Source organism: Allobosea sp. 05T439 (assembly GCF_056396005.1).
In genome coordinates, this window is sequence record NZ_JBFTKP010000014.1 from 47660 (window position 1) to 66460 (window position 18801).

General features: G+C 65.5%; 17 protein-coding genes and 2 pseudogenes. 8 read left to right on the forward strand and 11 right to left on the reverse strand.

Going from position 1 to position 18801, the window contains the following annotated elements; genetic code table 11:
• The first annotated feature begins 241 nt into the window (after positions 1 to 241).
• The 7 genes from AC1DIO_RS17670 (at position 242) to AC1DIO_RS17700 (ending at position 5111) form a co-directional block, all read left to right on the forward strand.
• Positions 242 to 1213 (forward strand): Fe-Mn family superoxide dismutase, encoded by a 972-nt coding sequence (locus tag AC1DIO_RS17670; protein WP_441506705.1) that lies wholly within the window; start codon positions 242 to 244, stop codon positions 1211 to 1213.
• Positions 1210 to 1680, forward strand: coding sequence for a chromate resistance protein ChrB domain-containing protein (locus tag AC1DIO_RS17675; protein WP_476853761.1), 471 nt, complete (start codon positions 1210 to 1212; stop codon positions 1678 to 1680). Before AC1DIO_RS17670 ends, AC1DIO_RS17675 begins: the two co-directional genes overlap by 4 nt.
• Positions 1681 to 1715: 35 nt before the next feature.
• Entirely contained in the window at positions 1716 to 2372 is a 657-nt protein-coding gene (locus AC1DIO_RS17680) for a hypothetical protein (protein WP_441506707.1), read from the forward strand.
• A 222-nt stretch (positions 2373 to 2594) separates the two neighbouring features.
• The gene (locus AC1DIO_RS17685) at positions 2595 to 3347 is read left to right on the forward strand and encodes a siderophore-interacting protein (RefSeq protein ID WP_476853762.1); all 753 of its coding nucleotides are present in this window, start codon (positions 2595 to 2597) and stop codon (positions 3345 to 3347) included.
• A gap of 273 nt (positions 3348 to 3620) precedes the next feature.
• The gene (locus AC1DIO_RS17690) at positions 3621 to 3806 is read left to right on the forward strand and encodes a hypothetical protein (RefSeq protein WP_162767949.1); all 186 of its coding nucleotides are present in this window, start codon (positions 3621 to 3623) and stop codon (positions 3804 to 3806) included.
• Between the two features lie 188 nt (positions 3807 to 3994).
• The gene (locus AC1DIO_RS17695) at positions 3995 to 4387 is read left to right on the forward strand and encodes a RidA family protein (RefSeq protein WP_441506709.1); all 393 of its coding nucleotides are present in this window, start codon (positions 3995 to 3997) and stop codon (positions 4385 to 4387) included.
• A 43-nt stretch (positions 4388 to 4430) separates the two neighbouring features.
• A complete protein-coding gene (locus AC1DIO_RS17700; RefSeq protein WP_441506710.1) occupies positions 4431 to 5111 on the forward strand; it encodes an antibiotic biosynthesis monooxygenase family protein in 681 nt (226 codons plus the stop codon).
• Between the two features lie 88 nt (positions 5112 to 5199).
• Here AC1DIO_RS17700 and AC1DIO_RS17705 read toward each other — a convergent pair whose 3' ends face one another.
• Positions 5200 to 5817, reverse strand: coding sequence for an NUDIX domain-containing protein (locus tag AC1DIO_RS17705; protein ID WP_476853763.1), 618 nt, complete (start codon positions 5815 to 5817; stop codon positions 5200 to 5202).
• A gap of 72 nt (positions 5818 to 5889) precedes the next feature.
• A pseudogene (locus AC1DIO_RS17710) lies at positions 5890 to 6551 on the reverse strand (DUF2239 family protein).
• Positions 6552 to 6677: 126 nt separating this feature from the next.
• Here AC1DIO_RS17710 and AC1DIO_RS17715 point away from each other — a divergent pair.
• Positions 6678 to 7013, forward strand: a complete 336-nt coding sequence (locus AC1DIO_RS17715; protein ID WP_441506712.1) for a GIY-YIG nuclease family protein — start codon at positions 6678 to 6680, stop codon at positions 7011 to 7013.
• Positions 7014 to 7060: 47 nt separating this feature from the next.
• Here the strand turns inward: AC1DIO_RS17715 and AC1DIO_RS17720 are convergent, their stop codons facing one another.
• From AC1DIO_RS17720 to AC1DIO_RS17760, 9 genes and pseudogenes are all read right to left on the reverse strand, one after another.
• Positions 7061 to 8179 carry a response regulator gene (locus AC1DIO_RS17720; protein ID WP_441506713.1) on the reverse strand — a complete coding sequence of 373 codons (1119 nt, stop codon included), beginning with the start codon at positions 8177 to 8179 and terminating at the stop codon, positions 7061 to 7063.
• Positions 8180 to 8187: 8 nt separating this feature from the next.
• On the reverse strand, positions 8188 to 8754 hold the full coding sequence (locus AC1DIO_RS17725) for a chemotaxis protein CheB (RefSeq protein ID WP_441506714.1): 567 nt from the start codon (positions 8752 to 8754) through the stop codon (positions 8188 to 8190).
• Entirely contained in the window at positions 8751 to 9590 is an 840-nt protein-coding gene (locus tag AC1DIO_RS17730; protein WP_476853764.1) for a CheR family methyltransferase, read from the reverse strand. The genes AC1DIO_RS17725 and AC1DIO_RS17730 overlap by 4 nt, the downstream gene beginning before the upstream one ends.
• Complete coding sequence (locus AC1DIO_RS17735; protein ID WP_441506716.1) at positions 9587 to 13021, reverse strand: response regulator; 3435 nt, start codon at positions 13019 to 13021, stop codon at positions 9587 to 9589. The genes AC1DIO_RS17730 and AC1DIO_RS17735 overlap by 4 nt, the downstream gene beginning before the upstream one ends.
• A gap of 256 nt (positions 13022 to 13277) precedes the next feature.
• Positions 13278 to 13631: a response regulator gene (locus AC1DIO_RS17740; protein WP_476853765.1), complete on the reverse strand. Its 354-nt coding sequence runs from the start codon at positions 13629 to 13631 to the stop codon at positions 13278 to 13280.
• A gap of 198 nt (positions 13632 to 13829) precedes the next feature.
• Positions 13830 to 14228: a DUF1236 domain-containing protein gene (locus AC1DIO_RS17745; protein WP_441506718.1), complete on the reverse strand. Its 399-nt coding sequence runs from the start codon at positions 14226 to 14228 to the stop codon at positions 13830 to 13832.
• Positions 14229 to 14449: 221 nt separating this feature from the next.
• Positions 14450 to 15853, reverse strand: coding sequence for an autotransporter outer membrane beta-barrel domain-containing protein (locus tag AC1DIO_RS17750; RefSeq protein WP_441506719.1), 1404 nt, complete (start codon positions 15851 to 15853; stop codon positions 14450 to 14452).
• A gap of 260 nt (positions 15854 to 16113) precedes the next feature.
• A pseudogene (locus tag AC1DIO_RS17755) lies at positions 16114 to 17472 on the reverse strand (autotransporter-associated beta strand repeat-containing protein); the annotation flags it as partial.
• A 598-nt stretch (positions 17473 to 18070) separates the two neighbouring features.
• Positions 18071 to 18772: a response regulator gene (locus AC1DIO_RS17760; RefSeq protein WP_441506720.1), complete on the reverse strand. Its 702-nt coding sequence runs from the start codon at positions 18770 to 18772 to the stop codon at positions 18071 to 18073.
• Positions 18773 to 18801: the final 29 nt, after the last annotated feature.

The window sequence follows — 18801 nt, forward strand, 5'->3', positions numbered from 1 at the left end:
TCTGGGGACGCTTCAAGCTTGTCCGCGACCGCTCCGATGCCTTCTGCTGACGCCGGGTTTCCTCGGGAAACGGCCGCCGGCAGATGAATCAGGCCAACCAGCAATGCTCTGCCCCAGACTCCCCATCATTCATGAGCGTACCGTATCATCGGAATTATTAAATGCAACAGTTGTATCAATTTTCATTCAAGCGTAGCCTTCGGCCTCTCACGGACGCGCCGTGCTGCCGAACGAGGACGCCATGCCGCATCACATCATGCCGCTGCCATTCAAACCGCCCCGGCTCGAAGGCCTGTCGGAGCGCCTGCTCGCGAGCCACTATGAGAACAACTACGGCGGCGCGGTTCGCCGCCTGAATGCGATCGAGAGCCGGCTTGATGCGCTCGATTGGGGCGCAGCGCCGGTCTTCGACATCAATGGGTTGAAGCGGGAGGAGTTGGTCGCCGCCAACTCGGCGATCCTGCACGAGATCTATTTCGACGGACTCGGAGGTTCGGGCGATGCCGGCGGCGGTCTTGCCGCTGCGCTGGAACGCGACTTCGGAAGCGTCAGCGCGTGGCGGGCCCAGTTCACGGCCTGCGCCAAGGCACAGGCCGGCGGCTCGGGCTGGACTCTGCTCACCTGGTCGGAACGCCATGATCGGCTGACGATCCAATGGGCGGCTGACCACACGAACTGTCTTGCCGGCGGCGTGCCCATCCTGGCGCTCGACATGTACGAGCACGCCTATCACCTCGATTTCGGCGCGAGGGCCGGCGCCTATGTCGACGCATTCATGAAGAACATCCATTGGGAGCGGGTTGCTGCCCGTCATGGGCGCATCGTCGCCCAACAGGCGGGCTGGGCGAGGCCGGTCTCAACCAAAGCTCATGCCGTCGCTCCGGAAGATCTGCGGGGCCGCATCGCCCGCGGCGACGATCTTGTCGTGCTCGACGTCTGCCTCGCCGAGGATCTGGCGAAGCGCAGCGACATGGTGCCGGGCGCTCTGATCCGGGCACCAGAGGCGATTGCCGACTGGGCCGAGGAGCTGCCGAAGGACAAGCCGGTGGTCGTCTATTGCGTCTACGGGTTCCAGGTCAGTGGCGACGCCGTCGCCGAACTGCGACGGCGCGGCATCGACGCCAGCACTCTCTCCGGTGGCATCGCCGCATGGCACGCCATTGGCGCGCCCACCGTTGCTCTCACGCTGAACCAGAAGGAGATGAGGTCATGAAATGGGTCACTCGCGAACGCCCGGTTATCGACCGGATTGCCTGCCCCTGGCTGATCGCCCGCTTCATCGACAAGGAGCCAGAATTCTTGTTCGTGGCTCCCGATCAAGTGAAGAGCGTGGCCGCCCAGACGGGCGCAACGCCCTATGATGTGCCGGGTGTGGAATACACGCATGTCGGCGACGGGTGCAGCTTCGACACCTTCGTCTCTAAGCACGGCCTCGATCGCGATCCGGCCATCGTGACGATAGCCGCGATCGTGCGCGGCGCGGATACCGATCGGCACCATCTCACTCCTCAATCCGCGGGGGTGCTGGCGATCTCCATGGGATTACGGGACGTGACGCCCGACGACCACGAAGTGCTCAAGCACGGCTTCGTCATCTATGACGCGCTCTATGCCTGGGCTTCGCGTCGGAAGGCGGAAACGCATAGTTGGCCGCCGGCGATGAAGCCGACGGCAGCATAGCGCGCGCAAGGGGGGTATTGGGAAGGAGCCCTCCCATGAGGTCCTATCGCAGTCTGGTACTCGCCATTCCGCTCGCGATGGCATCGGCTCAAGGCTCGGCGGAAACGATCACTTTCGGATCCCTGCCGCCGGGACCCTTGCCTGCGCAGTTCACATCGGCCCGGACGGGGGGAGGAGCGACCGGCACTTGGGCGGTCGTGATGGATGCTTCCGCCGAGGGCGACCGAGCTCTGGCGCAACTCAGCCAGGACAAGACGGACTATCGTTTCCCACTCGCCATCTACATGCCCGTTGTCCTTGGGGATGTCGAAGTCGCGATCCGTTTCCGGGCTGTATCCGGTGCGGTCGATCGGGCGGCCGGCATCGCAGTCCGGCTCCGCGATGCCGATAACTACTATGTCGCCCGTGCGAACGCCCTGGAGCACAATGTGCGCTTCTACCGGGTCTTGAATGGCCGGCGCGAGGAGTTGCGCGGTGCAATGGTCAAGGTCTCGTCTTCGAACTGGCACACCCTGACCCTGCATGCCGAGGGCAACCGCTTCCAGGTTTCGTTCGATGGAAAGCAACTGATCGACGTTCGCGACGGTTCGATCAGTGCGCCGGGGCGCGTTGCGCTTTGGACAAAGGCCGACAGCGTGACGCATTTCGATTGGCTCGAGATCAAGCCCATCTTGCCTGGAGCCAAGCCATGAGCGTCGTGGCTCCCCGACTGTCGGCGACGGCATAGGTCATGGCAATGCGGGGTCCGCAGGCGCCGCCAGGCATAGCGGCAGGGCTGCCGGACCCTGGCTCCATAACCATGCTGGTTTAGAGATAGTCTAAATAAATCAAAGACTAAGCCACTTGCGAGCTGCGTCGCTCCGTGGAAGAAGCGCCGGTGCTGGTTGTCCGATGCGCCGGGGTGAGTTGAGTCCATGACGGAAAATCCGTTMCACGAGGCGACGCTGGTCGCGCGCCGCTACCTGACGCCTGGCATGATCAGGCTGACCTTTTCCGGCGGCGGCCTGACGCGCTTTCGCTCGACCGGGATCCCGGACGAATATATCCGCCTGTTCTTTCCCGATCCCGGCACCGGCGAACTCGTCCTGCCGACGATCGATGCCGAGGGGCGCTGGGTCTTCCCGGAAGAGCGCCAGCGCGTCCGCTATTCCACCTATACGGTCCGGAGCTTCGATAGCGCGCGCTGCGAACTCGAGATCGACCTCGTGGTTCATGATGGCGGCAAGGCCAGCGACTGGGCTCGCGATGCCGAGATCGGCGAGCGGATCGTGATCAACAATCCGCGCGGGCTCTATGCCCGGCCGGACGCGCTGGACCGGCAGATCCTGATCTCGGATGCCACCGGCCTGCCGGCGGTCGCKCGGATTCTCGAACAGACGCCGGAGCATGTCGCGAGCCGGGTCTTCATCGAGGTGGCGGATGAAACCCACGAGCAGCCCTTGCCGGACCATCCCCTGGCGACAACGACCTGGTTCCATTGTCCCCATGGTGACACGGATCGCAGCCGCCTCACCGACCTGCTGGCCTCGGAGCCGCTCGACGACGGACGGACCTATCTCTGGGCTGCGGCCGAGAAAACCGTCGTCAGGACATTGCGCGCCCAGTCCGAGGAGCTGAAACAATCGGGCGCCGAGCGCCAGAAGATGGTGGCCTATTGGGCGCGCTGAGCAGCGGCCAGAGCAGTGGATTGCGGTTTTCGGGAGGGCCGATGATCCAGCATTGAAGCGGGCCTTGCGGTGCCGGGACGATCGAGCGCTCGCGATGATCTCGTGAGCGGTGGGCGGACGCCAGCCCTGTCGGATGAGTATCGGGTCGTTTGGGAGGTGACGCCGGCCCGATGACGCGCTCGACCGGCCAATCTCTTTGCCGCGAGGAGTCCGTTTACGAGGAACCTCCAGCTCTCCCGGCGGTTCTCCGGCGAGAAGCAACAGGAGGTCGTCATGCGTGATGGACGCGGAAACAAGCTGTCGCCGGAAGAACAACAGAAAGTGAAGTCGATCCAGGGCGCGCCGGACAAGGAGTCCCTGAACAAGGTCTCGATCAATCCAGAGGTCAGGGATACGGGGTCTGCCGACAAACCGGATCCGAAGCCGGGCGAGAAGACTGCCATTGGCGGCGCCGAATAGATGCGCTCCTTCTTCTGTGTCGCATGCCACTCCGATGCGACGCGCGAGGAAGCCGCAACGCTTCGGCCGCGGCCGTAGCGCTGCTGAATGACGGCCGCAGTCGCCTGGGAGTAGAGATAGGGGGTGCCCGGCGCCTCCTATGCCCGCCGCGGCGCTTTCGATCGGATAGCGCAACGGGAGTGGCGGCCGTGAAGAGACAGATCATCCGTGTCGAGCCCCTCGCGAGCTATCTTGAAAGGTACAAGGCGCCGACATCGACGGTMACCAGGCACGGCGATACGATCTATGTATCCGGCGCGCCGCCATTCGATCCGGAGACAGGCGAGATCTATACGGGCGGGATCGAGCGCCAGACGGAGCTTGTCCTGGAGCAGATGAAGCTCTGCGTCGAGACGGCGGGCTCCTCCCTCGACGACGTCCTGAAGGTCAATGTCTACGTCACCTCGGTCGAGATGTTCCCGGCGGTCAACGAGGTCTATCGCCGCTTCTTCCCCAAGGATCCGCCAGCCCGCATCTTCATCAACGTCCCGGCCTGGAATGGCGGCTTCGATATCGAGATGGATTGCATCGCCGCCGTGTGATGCGAGGAGCGCGGTCCCAGGAGCGGGGTCCCAGGAGAAGCCGATGTTCTCTGTGATCTTCGAAGTGCATCCTACGCCGGAGCAATGGGATGCCTATCTCGGCGTGGCCAGATCGCTGCGGCCCGAACTGGAGGCGGTGGACGGGTTCGTCGACAATATCCGCTATCGCAGCATGACCCGCGAGGGCTGGCTGCTCTCGCTCTCGGGCTGGCGTGACGAGAAGGCAGTGGTGCGCTGGCGCACGACGATGCGCCACCACTTCGCGCAGGAGAAGGGTCGGTCCGGCATCTTCCTCGACTACCACCTGCGTGTCGGCGAGATCACGCGGGACACGCAGATCCCGGAAGGCCAGACGCTTMGGCAGCAGCGCCTCGACGAGACGCAAGTCGGCGAGGGGACGACCGTTACGCTGGTGACGGGCCCCAGGCCGGGGAATTGCGGCGAGGGGGCCGGCGCGGCCGAGTGCGCGGCGTCTCTCGGCCTGCTCCCGCAAGCCGATGGCCTGCTGTCATGGGATGTGTTCGACGCGGTGCTGACGCCGGGAGACCTGATCCTGCTGCTGTCCTGGCGCGACGAGATGGCGGCGAAGCGCTTTGAGGACAAGGCCTCGCTCGGAGCACAGAGGCTGCGCCATGTGCGTGTCGTGCGCGACTACGGCATGTTCGACCGGCGCGAGGCCCCGCAATACTATCCCGAGGTCGATGCTCGGCAGCGTGGCGGATAGGACGCCGCGCCATGTCGCGACTTCGGCTGCTCGCAGCCGCGGCCCGGCAGGCTGCGTCTCCGGCGGATGGCGCCTCGGCGCCCCGGGGTCAGAGCAGCCCCTTCAGGCGGCAGAGGCCAAGGGCTGCGATGCTCATCGCGTCCTTGATCCGGCCATCTCCCACCATGGCGATGACGGCTTCAAGGGCAAAGGCCTGGCTGATCAGCCCCTGCTCCTCGGGATCGAGCTTCGTTTCCGTCGCCTGCAGATCGCGCGCGATGAAGATATGGCAGCCTTGCGTCGAATAGCCGTAACACTCGAAGAGATGCCCGACATAGTGCATCTCCCTGGCCAGGAGGCCGGTCTCCTCCTCGAGTTCGCCGCGCGCCAGATCGAGAGGATCGGCCGTGGCGACGCCCTCCCAGGAGCCTTGCGGGAACTCCCAGAACCGGCCCTTCACCGGGTATCGGTACTGTTCGACAAGGCAGAGCGAGCCATCGGCATTGACGGGGATGACCAGTGCGAAGTCGCTCTTCTCGACGACGCCATAGATGCCCGTGGAGCCGTCGCTGCGTTGGATCTGGTCTTCCCTGACGGTCATCCACCGGTTCTGGTAGACGACGCGGGTTGAAAGCGCCGTGATCTCGCAAACCGGGCTCTCCATTTCGATCTCCTCCGACATACCCGCCACTGCCTCATCCCCACGCGCCAGCCTCAGCGACGCCATCTCCCTATATCCCTGCCGCGACAGCCAGTCGCGAAATCGCCTGATCAGGCACGCCCCGCCTCCTGGCTGGGTTCAAGATGGGGTTGCATCGCCAGGCGCCTCTTGTTGCGGCCTCGCAGTTCCGGTCTTCATCAGGCTTTCCGCATAGGAGCGGATATCCGGTGGCCAGGCCCGGTTCTGCTCGGCAAAGCGCGCGTGATCCCCCGGCGAACAGGGCGCGCGTCGCCTCCTCGAAACCCGGAAGGTCGCCGGCCATTGCCGCGATGAAGCTGTAGGTCGCCGTCTGCGCGGCGCGGGCTTCGCTTCGGCCGCCATCGCCGCGTCTCGCGTCGTCCACAAGCCTGCGCAAGGCCTGCGACGCGCCGCCGGGCTGCATCGCCAGCCAGTCCCAGTGCCGGGGGCAGTAATGTCACCTCCCGGGCGACGACGCCGAGTTTCGGCCGGCCGCGGCCCCGCGCCGGCGTCCCGTCGCTCGCCTCGGACCGGGGGACCGCTCGCGCGGCGCGATCCGCCGCCTCGGCGCGCTCAGCCAGGCGCGCCACGATCTCCGCGGTTTCGCCGCGCAGATTGAGGTCGACCACGGCGCCGGTCGCATCGTCGAAGGTGAGAAAGGCCGAAGCGGGATCGGCTTCCATCGCCGCCTTCACGGCCAGCGCGACATCGATCAGCGGGCCAGCGGCGATGCGGCTCGTTCCCTGGAAGGCGGTGCAGGACTTGGACAGAAAATCACTGATGACGGGCTCTCTGATGATGAGTTTATATTACCCGGATAAATATCTTGATGAAAATATAATCCGGATATAAATTGTGCCGATGGCCAGGCGATAGCCGGAGAGCTGGCGCAACGGGGAGAGTGGGTCGTGAAATCTGAGGAGCGGAAAGCAGCCGTCGCGGCCTATAAGCTGCGCAAGGCGGTTCCCGGCATCTATGTCGTGGCCTGCGCGACAACCGGCCAGCAATGGGCGGGCAGCGCGCCAGATCTCGCCACGATCTGGAACCGCCTGTCGTTCACGCTTCGCCAGGGAGCCAACACGCATCGCTCCCTCCAGGCGGCATGGCGGGAGCACGGCGCCGACAGCTTCACCTTCGAGATCGTAGAGCGGGTGGATATCGAGAAACTTGTCTCCGGCCTGGATCGTGTTCTGAAGGATCGGCTGGGCCACTGGTCCGAGACGCTTCAGGCCGAGCCAATCTGAAAGCGATCCGCGCTGCGCCCCGGACGATCGGTTCGGCGTCTGGGGCCTCAGCTCGCGAGCTTGGCCAGCGGAATTCGCAGGGAAAGGGAAAGCCCATCGTCTTTCCACTCTCGCGAAATCACCCCGCTCATGCCCCTCAGCAGTGCCTTTTCAAGCGTTGCTCCGAAGCCCTCGTGCAACCCGGATCTGGCCTGGGGAGAGGCTCCGCACTCGTCCCATTTCACATGGAGAAGGCCGTCGGTGGCGCTGATATCGATGGTCAATCGCCCCCCAGGGGTGGACAGGGCGCCATATTTCGCGGCGTTCGTCGTCAACTCGTGCAGCAATAGGGCCAGCGACGACAATACATTACCGGAGAGCTCCACGTCGGCACCGGTCACCGTGATGCGCGAGTCCTGACTGTGCTCGTGAGGCGCCAGGATCGCCCGCGTCAGGGCGAGAACCGTCGTCCCGGCTTCGCAGACGCCATTCTGGCTCAGGTCGGGCAGGGTGAGGTCGTGGGCACGACCGAGCGCCTGCAGTCGCGATGTCAGATCGGCGGCGAGTTCCTGGACGTTCCTGGACGATCTCGCACTGAGGGAGATCAGTCCTGCCGTCAGGCTGAAGAGATTCTTGATGCGGTGATTGACCTCGCGCAGAAGCACGTCCTGCTGCGCCCGCGCATGCTCATGCAGGCTGATATCCTGCGTCAGGGTGAGCAGGAACGCGTCCTTGCGATGCCCGGCCTCTTCTAGGGCCTTGGCCTGCGCCGCCAGTTCGTCTCGCTGTACCGCGATCTGTTGCCGCTGCCGGTACAGTTCGAAGAAGACCTCGGCCTTGCTGCGCAGGATGTCGGGCTCGATCGGTTTTTGGATGAAATCGACCGCGCCGGCCTCGTAGCCGCGAAAGCGGCGGCGACCATCGGCGGTGCCGGCGGTGACGAAGATGATCGGGATGCGTCGGGTTCGCTCGTTGCCGCGCATCAGTTCGGCCAGTTCGAAACCATTCAGGCCCGGCATCTGGACGTCCACGAGTGCCAACGCGACGTCGTTCTCGAGCAGCAGTTCAAGCGCCTCGTCGCCCGACCGCGCCTTCAGCAGCACGAGGCCTTCGCGCCGCAAAAGGCCTTCCAGGGAGACGAGGTTGTCCTCGAGGTCGTCGACCAGCAGGAATGAGACAGGACCCATGATCGAACTCAAATCTCCTGTAAATGCGCCGCGATGGCGTCGAGTGTCATGATGTGTGCGCTGGGGCAGGCTGCGATGGCCGCTTCGGGCATCGCAGCTGCAAAGGCGCCGGTCGGGTTTTGAACGAGCGCGGTGCCGCCCGCTTTGACAATGGCCTGCATCCCGTTCGCACCATCCTGATTGGCGCCAGTCAGTACGATGGCGATCAGGGCAGGGCCGTAGGCATCGGCCGCGCTTTCGAACAGGACATCGATCGAGGGGCGCGAAAACAGCACGGGTTCGTCGCTGGACAGCGACAGGCACCGATCCATCTCGACCAGGAGATGGTAGTCGGGCGGGGCGAAATAGATCGTGCCGGCCGCGATCGGTTCCTTGTCTTCGGCCTCGCGAACAGGAATCCGGCACTTGGCGTCGAACAGCTCGGCCAGCATGCTGCGCCGGTTCGGCGGCACATGGACGACCACGATCACCGGCAATCGAAATCCGGCAGGCAGTGCGGGAAGGATCACGGACAGCGCCTCCAGCGCCCCTGCGGAGGCGCCGATCACCACGGCCTCGGCTCGGTCCGCGCTCATTCGCCGCGCCTCTGATAGATCTTGTCCTCGCGTACGAAATCCGTGAAGGCCCCCGCATGCTCGGAGAAGCGCAGGCTCTCCTTGGCGCCGAGCCCGAGGAAGCCCTTTCGTGCGAGCGAGTCCTTGAACAGGCCCAGCGCCCGGTCCTGGAAGGTGCGATCGAAATAGATCAGGACGTTACGGCACGAGATCAGCTGCATCTCGGCGAAGACCGCGTCCGTCACCAGGCTATGGTCGGAAAACACGACATTGCGGCGCAGACTCTTGTCGAACGAAACCCTGCCATAGGCGGCATGATAATAGTCGGACAGGGATGATTTTCCCCCGGACTGGCGATGATTTTCAGTGAACAGCGGCACCCGCTCCATGGCGAAGACGCCAGCCTCGGCCGAACGGAGCGCCTCCTGGTTGATGTCGGTGGCATAGAACAGCGTGCGGTCCTCCAGGCCTTCTTCCCGGAACAGGATGACCAGGGAATAGAGCTCCTCGCCGCCGCTGCAGCCGGCGATCCAGACCTTGAGCGAGGGATAGGTCCGCAGATGCGGCACGACCTTTTCCCGGATCGCGCGAAAATAGGTCGGATCGCGGAACATCTCGCTGACCTGAACCGTCAGGTATCCGAGAAGCCGCGGCAGAACGGCCGCGTCATGCAGCAGGCTCTCCTGCAACGCCGAAAAACTGGCGAAGCCGAGCTGGTCCCGCGCCTGCTTGAGGCGGCGCTTGATCGAAGCCATCGCGTAATTGCGGAAATCATAATGATACCGCKAGTATAGCGCCTCGAGGAGAAGTCGTATCTCAATCGCTTCGATCGCCTCGGATGCGAGCGCCTCCTTCATCGCGGCATCCAGACCCGCACGAGCGACAGGAGCTTTTCGACATCCAGGGGCTTGGCCATGTAGTCATTGGCCCCTGCCTCGATGCAGCGCTGCTGATCGTCGGGCATGGCCTTTGCCGTCAGCGCGATGACCGGCAGCTTGACCAGGTCCGGGTTCCTGCGGATCTCGCGCGTGGCGGTGAGCCCGTCCATGACCGGCATCATCACGTCCATGAGGACGAGCTCGATCCTGGGGCCGGATTGCTTCTCGGATCGTTCGAGCGCCTCCAGGGCCTCGCGGCCGTTGCGGGCGATCTCGACGATCGCCCCCCGGGGTTCGAGGATGTTGGTCAGCGCATAGACGTTGCGCACGTCGTCCTCGACGACAAGGATGCGCCGCCCCTCGAGCAGGGCATCCCTGCTTCGCGCCTTGCGGATCATCTTCTGCTGCTCGGCCGGCAGTTGGGAGACCACCTGGTGAAGGAAGAGGCTGACCTCGTCGAGCAGGCGCTCGGGCGATTTCGCACCCTTGATGATGATCGATTTCGAGTAGCGGCGGAGCCGCTGCTCGTCATCCGCCGAGAGGTCCCGGCCGGTATAGACGATGACCGGTGGAAAGGCGTAGGCGCTCTCCTGGCTCAGCGTCTCCAGCAGCGAATAGCCGGACGCATCGGGCAGCGACAGGTCKAGCACCATGCAATCGAATGTCTCTTCCTTGAGGAGCTTGAGGCATTCGGCTGCGGTCCCTGCGGTCACGGTCTCGACATCATGGGAGGTCAGCAGCTTTGCGACCGCCTCGCGTTGCACCAGGTCGTCCTCGACGATGAGGACGCGATGCACCCGCGGGGACAGCTTGTTCTCTAGCTTCTCGAAAACCTCGACCAGCTGCTCGCGCTTGACCGGCTTGAGCACATATCCGACCGCGCCCAGCGCGAGCGCGGTTTCGGCGTGATCTCCAGCCGAGACGATGTGAATCGGAATATGGCGGGTCTGGACGTCGCTCTTGAGCCGGTCCAGCACGGAAAGGCCGGACTGGTCGGGCAGGCCGACATCGAGGATGATTGCGCTCGGCATGAACTCCCGGGCCAGCCCCAGGGCCTCCGCGGCGGTTCCCGCGACCAGCGAACGGAATCCCATTTCGCGCGTGAGATCGCGCAGGATGGCGGCGAAGGAATCGTCGTCCTCGATCACGAGCAGGACGCGCTTGGCATCGGATGGCGCGTCGCGGTCGTCCTCCACCTTGTGCCTGCGTGGCTGCACCGCGGCCCGGGGCGCCTCCGCATTCACGAGCGTGGGCACGGCGCGAATGGTTTCGCGCGCCACCCGGGGGCCGACCTTCGCCGGGTCATAGATTTCGGGAATGGTGATGGTGAAGGTGCTTCCCTGTCTTTCGCGGCTCTTGAGCGTKATCGAGCCGCCGAGCAGGTGGGCGAGCTGTCGCGAGATCGAAAGGCCGAGGCCGGTGCCCCCATATTTGCGGCTGATGGTGCCATCGGCCTGATGAAACGCTTCGAAGACGCTGCGCTGCTGCTCCTCGGCGATGCCGATGCCGGTGTCCGATACGGAGAGGGCGATCTGCCCTTCGCCGGCCCGCTGGATCGAGACGCGGACCTGTCCGCGTTCCGTGAACTTGAAGGCGTTGGACAGGAGATTTTTCAGAACCTGTTCCAGCCGTTGCGGATCGGTTTCGATGCTCGCGGGGCAGTCCGCCGCCACGTCGACCAGAAAATCCAGCGTCTTGCCCTGGGCGACGGGCTGAAACAGCTGCCGAAGATTGCCGGTCAACCGCTCCAGGGAAACGGTTTCGGGCCTGATCTCCACATGGCCGGCCTCGATCTTCGAAAGATCGAGGATGTCGTTGATCAGGTTCAGCAGGTCATTGCCGGAGGACTGGATCGTCTGGGCATATTTGACCTGCTCCTCGCTCAGGTTCTCGTCGGGATTATCCGCCAGGAGCTTGGCCAGGATCAGCGATGAATTGAGCGGCGTGCGCAGCTCGTGCGACATGTTGGCAAGAAAGTCCGACTTGTAGCGGCTCGCCTGCTCCACCTCCCGCGCCTTGACCTGCATGGCCGCATTGACCTGTTCCAGATCGTCGCGCTGCGTCTCCAGCTGCTGGGTCTGCTCCTCCAGCTGCGAATTGGTCTGTTCGAGCTCGGCCTGCTGCTGCTCAAGCCGCATCTGCGACTCCTTGAGCGCCCGGCCTTGCTCCTCCAGTTCCTCGTTCGAGACGCGCAATTCCTCGCTCTGGGTCTGCAATTCCTCCGATTGGCGCTGCGTCTCCTCGAGCAGGTCCTGGAGCTCGCCGCGATACTTGGCCGAACGGACTGCGATCGCCACCGCGTTGGAGGCGAACTGCAGCAGCTTCATGACTCCGTCGTCGACCGGGCGCAGGAACCCAAGCTCGATCACGGCATTGACGGTTCCGTCGACGGTGGCGGGCAGGATGACGAGATGTTTCGGCTTGTCCTGTCCCAGGGCGGAGCCGAAGGCGAGGTAGCCGTCGGGAACCTCGCCGATCAGCATGGGCCGCTTCTCGCTCGCCGCCTGGCCCAGCAAGCCTTCCCTCAGCTTGAACTGCGTGACAATCGGGGCGTCCTCGGGAATGCCATAGGTCGCTGCGCGCCGGAAAACCGTGCGATCGACGACGAAGAGCGCTCCTGCGACTGCGCCGAGATACTGCGCCAGAAATGCGAGAATGCTGTTTCCGAGCTGCTCGGCCTGCGGATCGCCCATCATGGCGGCGGCCAGGCCGACCTGGCCTGATTGAAGCCACTCCTCCTGCCTGCGGGCGAGCGTTGCCCTGCGGACCAGAAAGCCGATGGTCAGCGTCAGGAGTAACCCGAGCAGCCCTGAAAGGAGGCCGCTCACCAGCGCGGTCTTCTGGGCGTCGGCCATTTCAACGAGGCGCTTCGCGCGCGTTTCTCCCTCTTCCTGGGAGATCGCGGCAATCTGCGAGCGGATGGCGTCCATGGCCAGTTTTCCGCGGTCCGAGCTGACGACGGCCATCGCGGCGTCGATCCCTTGGACTCGCCGCAGCTCGATCGTTTCCTTGAGTTCTGCGAGTTTGCTGCCGACCTGTCGTCTCAGCGCAGCGATCCGCGGGCCCTGTGACGGATTTTCGCGGGTTCGCTCCGAGATCTCGTCGAGCTGGGCTGGAATCGCCGATACGGCGGCATTGTAGGGGGCGAGATAGCGTTCATCGCCTGTCAGGAGGAAGCCGCGCTGGCCTGTTTCGGCGTCTTGCGCCTGGGACATCAATCGCTCGAGCGCGACGATGACCTGATGGGTCTGAATGACCCGTTCGCTCCCGTTGCGCAGGGCCTGCAGATTGAGAAAGGCTACGATTCCGCTGATCAGGAAAAATGCGATCGCGCCGGCAAGGCCGAGCGCGACGACAGGCTCGAGGCCCAAAGTTCGCCTGGAGGCCCCGGGCAGGTGGCTTCGTTTCATTTATGCTCTCATCAGCCAGCAAGACCTGGCTGACCGCCATAGCGGAGCCGCCCGGTTGTCTCCATCCCGACACGATTTCGGTGGCCGCGACATATGCGGTCGCTGCCTGTGCGCGTTGTCGTCTTCCATCTCCATGCGGTTGGCTATCCCGCCCCCTGGAAAGTTGGCCTCAAAACTGGATTGCGGTTTTCGGTGCAAAGCCGGCCCTAACCCAGACGTCGCATCATCCGACCGGATACGAACCCGGTCCGGTGATCTACGCAGCAGCGCGCAACGCTGCCTMGATCTGGCTTGGCCGGAATGGCTTAGCGATGAAGCGCGCGCGCTCGGGCAATGCGCCTCGACCCGGCATCACTTGTCCGGACACCACGATGATCTCGACCGGCGGCCAGCGGTCCCTGACCGCATGTGCAAGCCGGACGCCATTCATCGAGCCGGGCATCTCGATATCGGTGATCATGATCTCGATCGCCGGATTGGCTTCGATCTGGCTGATGGCCTCGTCGGCATTTGCGGCCTCGATCGCTTCGAAGCCGGCATCCTCGACGGTATCGACGGTATCCATACGAATGAAAGTGTCATCTTCGACGACGAGAACGCATTTTCTCACGACTGGGCTCCGGCTGTTCCCAGCCACAACGCATCGGGCGCGGCTTTGTTCGCCGCGCCTTGCGATTTTTGTTCAGCCTCTCTGCGTGACTTTGAGATCGTCTCGCGGGAGGGGCTCATGGATCGGCCCCGCCCCTTGCCGGAGCGGGCCTCGGTTCAGCGGAGTCTGGGGTGTCAGGCTTCGCGACTCCGCGGAGGGTCAGTCGATCACCTGAATGATGCGGCGCGTGCGCGGCTCGACCACGACGGCGCGCTCGTTCACCACGGTGTAGCGATAGCCCGGCGCGCCATATTCGGCCGGAACCTCGCGATAGACGATGCCCTCATCCGGCAGGATCGTTCCCACCACGACCGGGCGGCCATAGCTATAGGACGGCAGGCGCTGCTCGATCACATAGGTCCGGAAGCGCGGCGAGTCGTCGATCATCGTGCCGCCGGCAGGATCGCGCCTCAGCGGAACCTCGACCGTCCCGACGCCGAGCGCCGGATCGCGGGTCGTGCCGCCGGCCGGGTCGGGAATGACCGGCCCGCTGCTCTGGGCGAAAACGGAGGCGGGCAGTACGGCGAGCGCCGCAGCGAATGCAAGTGTCTTCATCATCTGTTGGTCTCCCTGACAGTGGGGGCTTGCTGAACCAACGAGGCTGCGGCGCTGAGGTTCCGGCAAAATCGGGCCGATCCTTGGGCTGCAGGTCGCGGCTGGGCCATGCCGGCCGCGGCCCGAGCGGCACTCATGGCGCAACATCCGCTGCATCTGCTCCACTCACATGGAATCGACGCCGGGTCCGAAGCGGACGGAGCGCCGTACGGCGCAGCCTGGCCTCAGAAGCCGACCCTGAGCTGCGCGGAACCACCGAGGCGGCTGCTGCCCGCGGAAAGTTCGCTGTCGAGGTTGAGGCCGAGCGTGATGCGCTCGCTGAGCCTGGCGTTGAGGCCGGCGGCGACGAGCGCGCTGTTGCGATCGGCTTGCGCGCCCGTCGCGCTGAAGGCCGCGCCCGGAAAACCCGCCAGGCTCGCGGTCAGGTCGGCATCGCGCTGAAAGGAATGCGCCCAGACCGCCCGGACATAGCCGGTGACGGGAACCCCATTGAGGATCGTGTCGGCGTCGAGCTGCAGGCCGAGTTCGCTGCGGCTCGTGACGTCGTTGCGCCTGGCCAAAGCCAGCGCGCCGGCAGTGGCGCCGGCCCAGTTGCTCTCGCGCACGGCCGGGCTTTGCGCCCGCGTCGCCTGGAGCGCGGCCAGCGGCGAGAGACCAAAGCCGTTCCAGTTCAGCAGAGTGGCGCTCGCCTGCAGGCGCCCGCTCCAGGCCGTCGTGTCGTAAGACGAGGACAGGCTGCTGCCGAGCGCCGGGATGCCGCGGCTGACCTCATTGTCGAGCCGGGCATAGCTCGCCGCCGCGCCGAGCCTGACCGGGCCGAGCTGGGTGACGCCATAGAGACCGGCCTGGAAGACATCGGCATCGATCTTCCCGAGCAGACCGGGCAGCGAGGCCCGCGCGCTGCCGGCAGAGACGGCGAAGCCTGCGACCGTGCCGGGCATCAGCCGGAGATCGACACCCGTCGCGAGATGGGCATCGTCGATCTTGCGGCGGCTCGAGCCCACCGCCGCGTTGCCATCGGTGCGACCATAGGAGCCGAAGGCCGAGCCCCAGACCGAATAGGTCGGCGCCTCGAGCCGTGAGGGTCCAGCAGGCTGGTCGGCGCCCTTGCGCACCGTGCCGGAGAAGGCGGCTGCGCCGGGGCCGGGTAGGACAGCGCCGAGCCGCCCTGCTGCCGAGGGATCGAGCATCGCCCGCAGGAACTGGTCGGCGGCAACCTCCGCCGTTGCCGCTGCGGCCGTATGGATCTCGCCGGACAGGCTGTTCACCGCGGCCGGGATCGCAACCGCCGGCTGGTTGTAGATCCCGAACAGCGAGGATGGGTCGCCACCAGCGGCCACCGCGCCATCGATGGCCGAGGCGATTGCAAGGGCATTGGCCGGACGACCGAGGGCAAGGCGCGGGCGTGCAGGTGTGGGCGCGACAGGGTCGATAGGGTTCACGATCGGAGCCAGCGGCTTCGGGGTGAGCGTCAGCAGCACATCGGTGCTGGTGTAGCTCACCCCCGTGGTGACGCCGTCGCCGAAGCTGCCGGTCGTGTCGACCGGACTGAAGCTGCCGGCTCGACCGCCCGTCGCCGAAAGGAGCGTGTAGGGGCTGTTGAGCCGATAGGCGCCGCCGAGCGGCACGATCCGCAGCGCGCCGGCCAGCGCGGCCGTGCCGGTGACGTTGACCCGATCGGCGACGCGCCCTGCACCTCGGCGATATAGGTCGAGCCGGGGTTCAGCGTCAGATTGCCGTTGACCGTCAGCGTGCCAGGCGAATTGCCCGGCGACAGCGTGCCGCCGTTGATCACCGTCGTCGGCAGCGTGCCGGAGCCGCCGAGGGTCGCGCCTGCTGCGACCGTCACCCCCGACGATGCCGTGATCGAGCCGTTGACGATCAGGGAACCTGAGGTGACCGAGGTCGCGCCCGTATAGGTATTGGCATCCGAAAGGGTCAGCGTTCCCGTTCCGGCCTTGATCAGACCACCGGTCCCCGAGATGACGCCGTCAAAGGTCGAACCGCCGTTGCCGGAGCCCGCGTTCAAGGTTCCTGCGCCCAGCGTCACCATCCCCGCGCCCGCAAGCGTGTCGATCGATTGGTTGAAGCCACCGAGATCGAGTGTCGCAGCCGACGCCACCGTGATCTGCGAGGACGCACCGAAAACGCCCGATGCGCCAGCCCGCAAAGTGCCGGCCTGGATTGACCAGGATTGGTTGCCGGATCCGGTGAGTGTCCAGATGCTCGTGCCGAGCTTTTCGAAAGCGGTAAAGCCGCGAAACTGCGCGCTCGCGCCGATCGAGGAGACGTCGAAGCCGCCATTGCCCGAGCCACCCAACGCGAACACATTGCCGGCGATGCCGCCGGCCACGACATTGCCCGTCACGGTCGCGCCAGCCTGCAGCTCGACCCGGTTATTGGGACCCGTCAGATGGATCGCATCGGCGCGCCTCGCTMCGTCGCCAGAGAGACCGCCCGCCACCGTCGCGCCGCTGCCGAGGATCAGGTCGAGACTGGAACCGACAATGCCGATGCCGCCGGCGCCGCTGCTCCCCGTACCGCCGGCTCCGCCATTGCCGCCAACGACCGACGCATTGATCTCGGCATGGCCGCCGGTCAGGAACTGCAGCCCCACCCCGCCTGCGCCGCCGTGCCCACCAATAGGACCGTTCAACCCGGTAGCCGTACCACCGACTCCACCCATGCCACCGGTCGCTGCGGCATTGAGGACGAAGCTTCCGCTGCTCAGGAACACCAGGCCGATGCCGCCGGAGCCACCATTGCCGCCATGGCCGTAAAAGTAGGTCCAATCATTGTGGCCCGATCCTCCTGCGCCGCCAGTACCGCCCGTCGTCGCGGCATTGATCGCGCCGGTCGCGGCGCCAAGCACTGCACCGAAGCCGCCGCCATCGTTCCCACCGTTGGGGGAATAGCCAGCACCACCAGCGCCGCCGTCGCCACCGGAAACCGCATTGCCGGGCAAGCTCGCCCCCGCATCGAGAAAACCGTGCGCACCGCCACCGCCGCCGCCGCCATTGGCCCCGTTGCGTCCCGCTTGTCCCGATGCTCCTGCGCCCACGCCGCCGGCTCCGCCGGACCCTGGCACACCGTCKCCCGCTCCACCGTTGCCGCCGCTCCAGCCTGCCCCGCCGCCACCTGCGCCGGCGCCGGAATCGCCTCCGTTCCCGCCTGGTCCGCTATAGCTGTCCCCGCCGCCTGGGCTTCTGTTCATACCTCCGCCCTGGCCCCCGTCGGCCCGGGCCATTGGGATCGACAGGGCGGCCGAAAACGCCACGGCAATTGCGAACTGCGGTCCGACAAGGGCCGTGGTCCGGGACAAGGCACGCTGCAAATGGTCGATCACTCTGTCCGCCAATCATGAGGTTCTCGTGCGATCCCGGAAGCCTGCGGCTTGCCGCCAATGCCGTCGCCGAAAGCCGGGACTGTATGGATGGCGAGGCCTCGGAGAAATACGGCGGATGCCGTATTTCGGCGCCGCGCGAGGGCGATCGTTTGCCGACCATGCGCGAGGCTTGCGCTGACGAAGCCGGTCGAGGCGGCGCATCGGCCGCCTTCCAGGTCGCGGCAGCAGCGCCGAAGAGATGAAATACGGCATCTGCCGTATTGAACGCCGCCTGCGGAGTCGTGACAGTGCGGGGCCCGATCCTTCGCCAGGAGGGTTTCTGGTCCCGCCCGAGGTCGCCCTTGTCCGTTCAAGCCGTTCTGTTGCCGCCTTGCTGCTGACGAGGCCCCGGCTACGCAGCCGTCACAGCCCGCGCGGCGACGGCCGGGCTATGCCCGCTAGGGCAGGCGGGCAGGGAGCTTGGGGACCGCGGCAGCGTTGGCGGCGGTCCGGTGCCGCGTCAACCGACAGGCAGGCCGACGCGCACCGCATAGGCTGCAAGTTCCGTAGCGCTGTGCAGATCGAGCTTGCGCATGAGGTTCTCCCGGTGCTTGCGGGCAGTGTGGGGGCTGATGCCAAGACGTGCGGCGACGGCGCGGGTCGTGGCGCCACCGGCGATCAGGACCAGCAATTCACTTTCCCTCCGCGTCAGCGCAACAGATGTGGTCGCATCGAACGGGATGCCGCCCGGCGTGCCCACCCCTTGTTGGAGCTTGGCGTCACGCAGCGGGAGGCTGACATAGGGATGGCCCCGTTGCAGGGCGGCGAGGGCGTCGAACAGCTCGTCGAGATCGCTGCCCTTCACGACATAACCGTCGGCCCCCGCCGCCAGCGCCGCCTGGGCCATCTGCGGATCGGTGTTCGCCGTCAGGATCAGGATCTTCAGGCGCGGATAGGCCTGGCGCAGCTCGCCGATGGAGCGCAGGCCCGTCAGCCCGGGCATGCCCAGGTCGAGCACGAGAAGCTCGGCCGGCCTGTCCTTCAGCAATGCGGCAAGACTTGCGCCGTCCGCGGCCTCGCCCACGACGGTACGGTCCTGCTGCGTCGCGATCAGAAGCTTCAGCCCTTCGCGGATCAGGGCATGGTCGTCGGCCAGAATGATGCGGCAGGCGGTTTCTTCGGCTGGAGCGGCCGGCGTCCTGGACGTGTGGCGAGGAATCATGATGCGTGACTATTCCTTGGGCGCGCGTC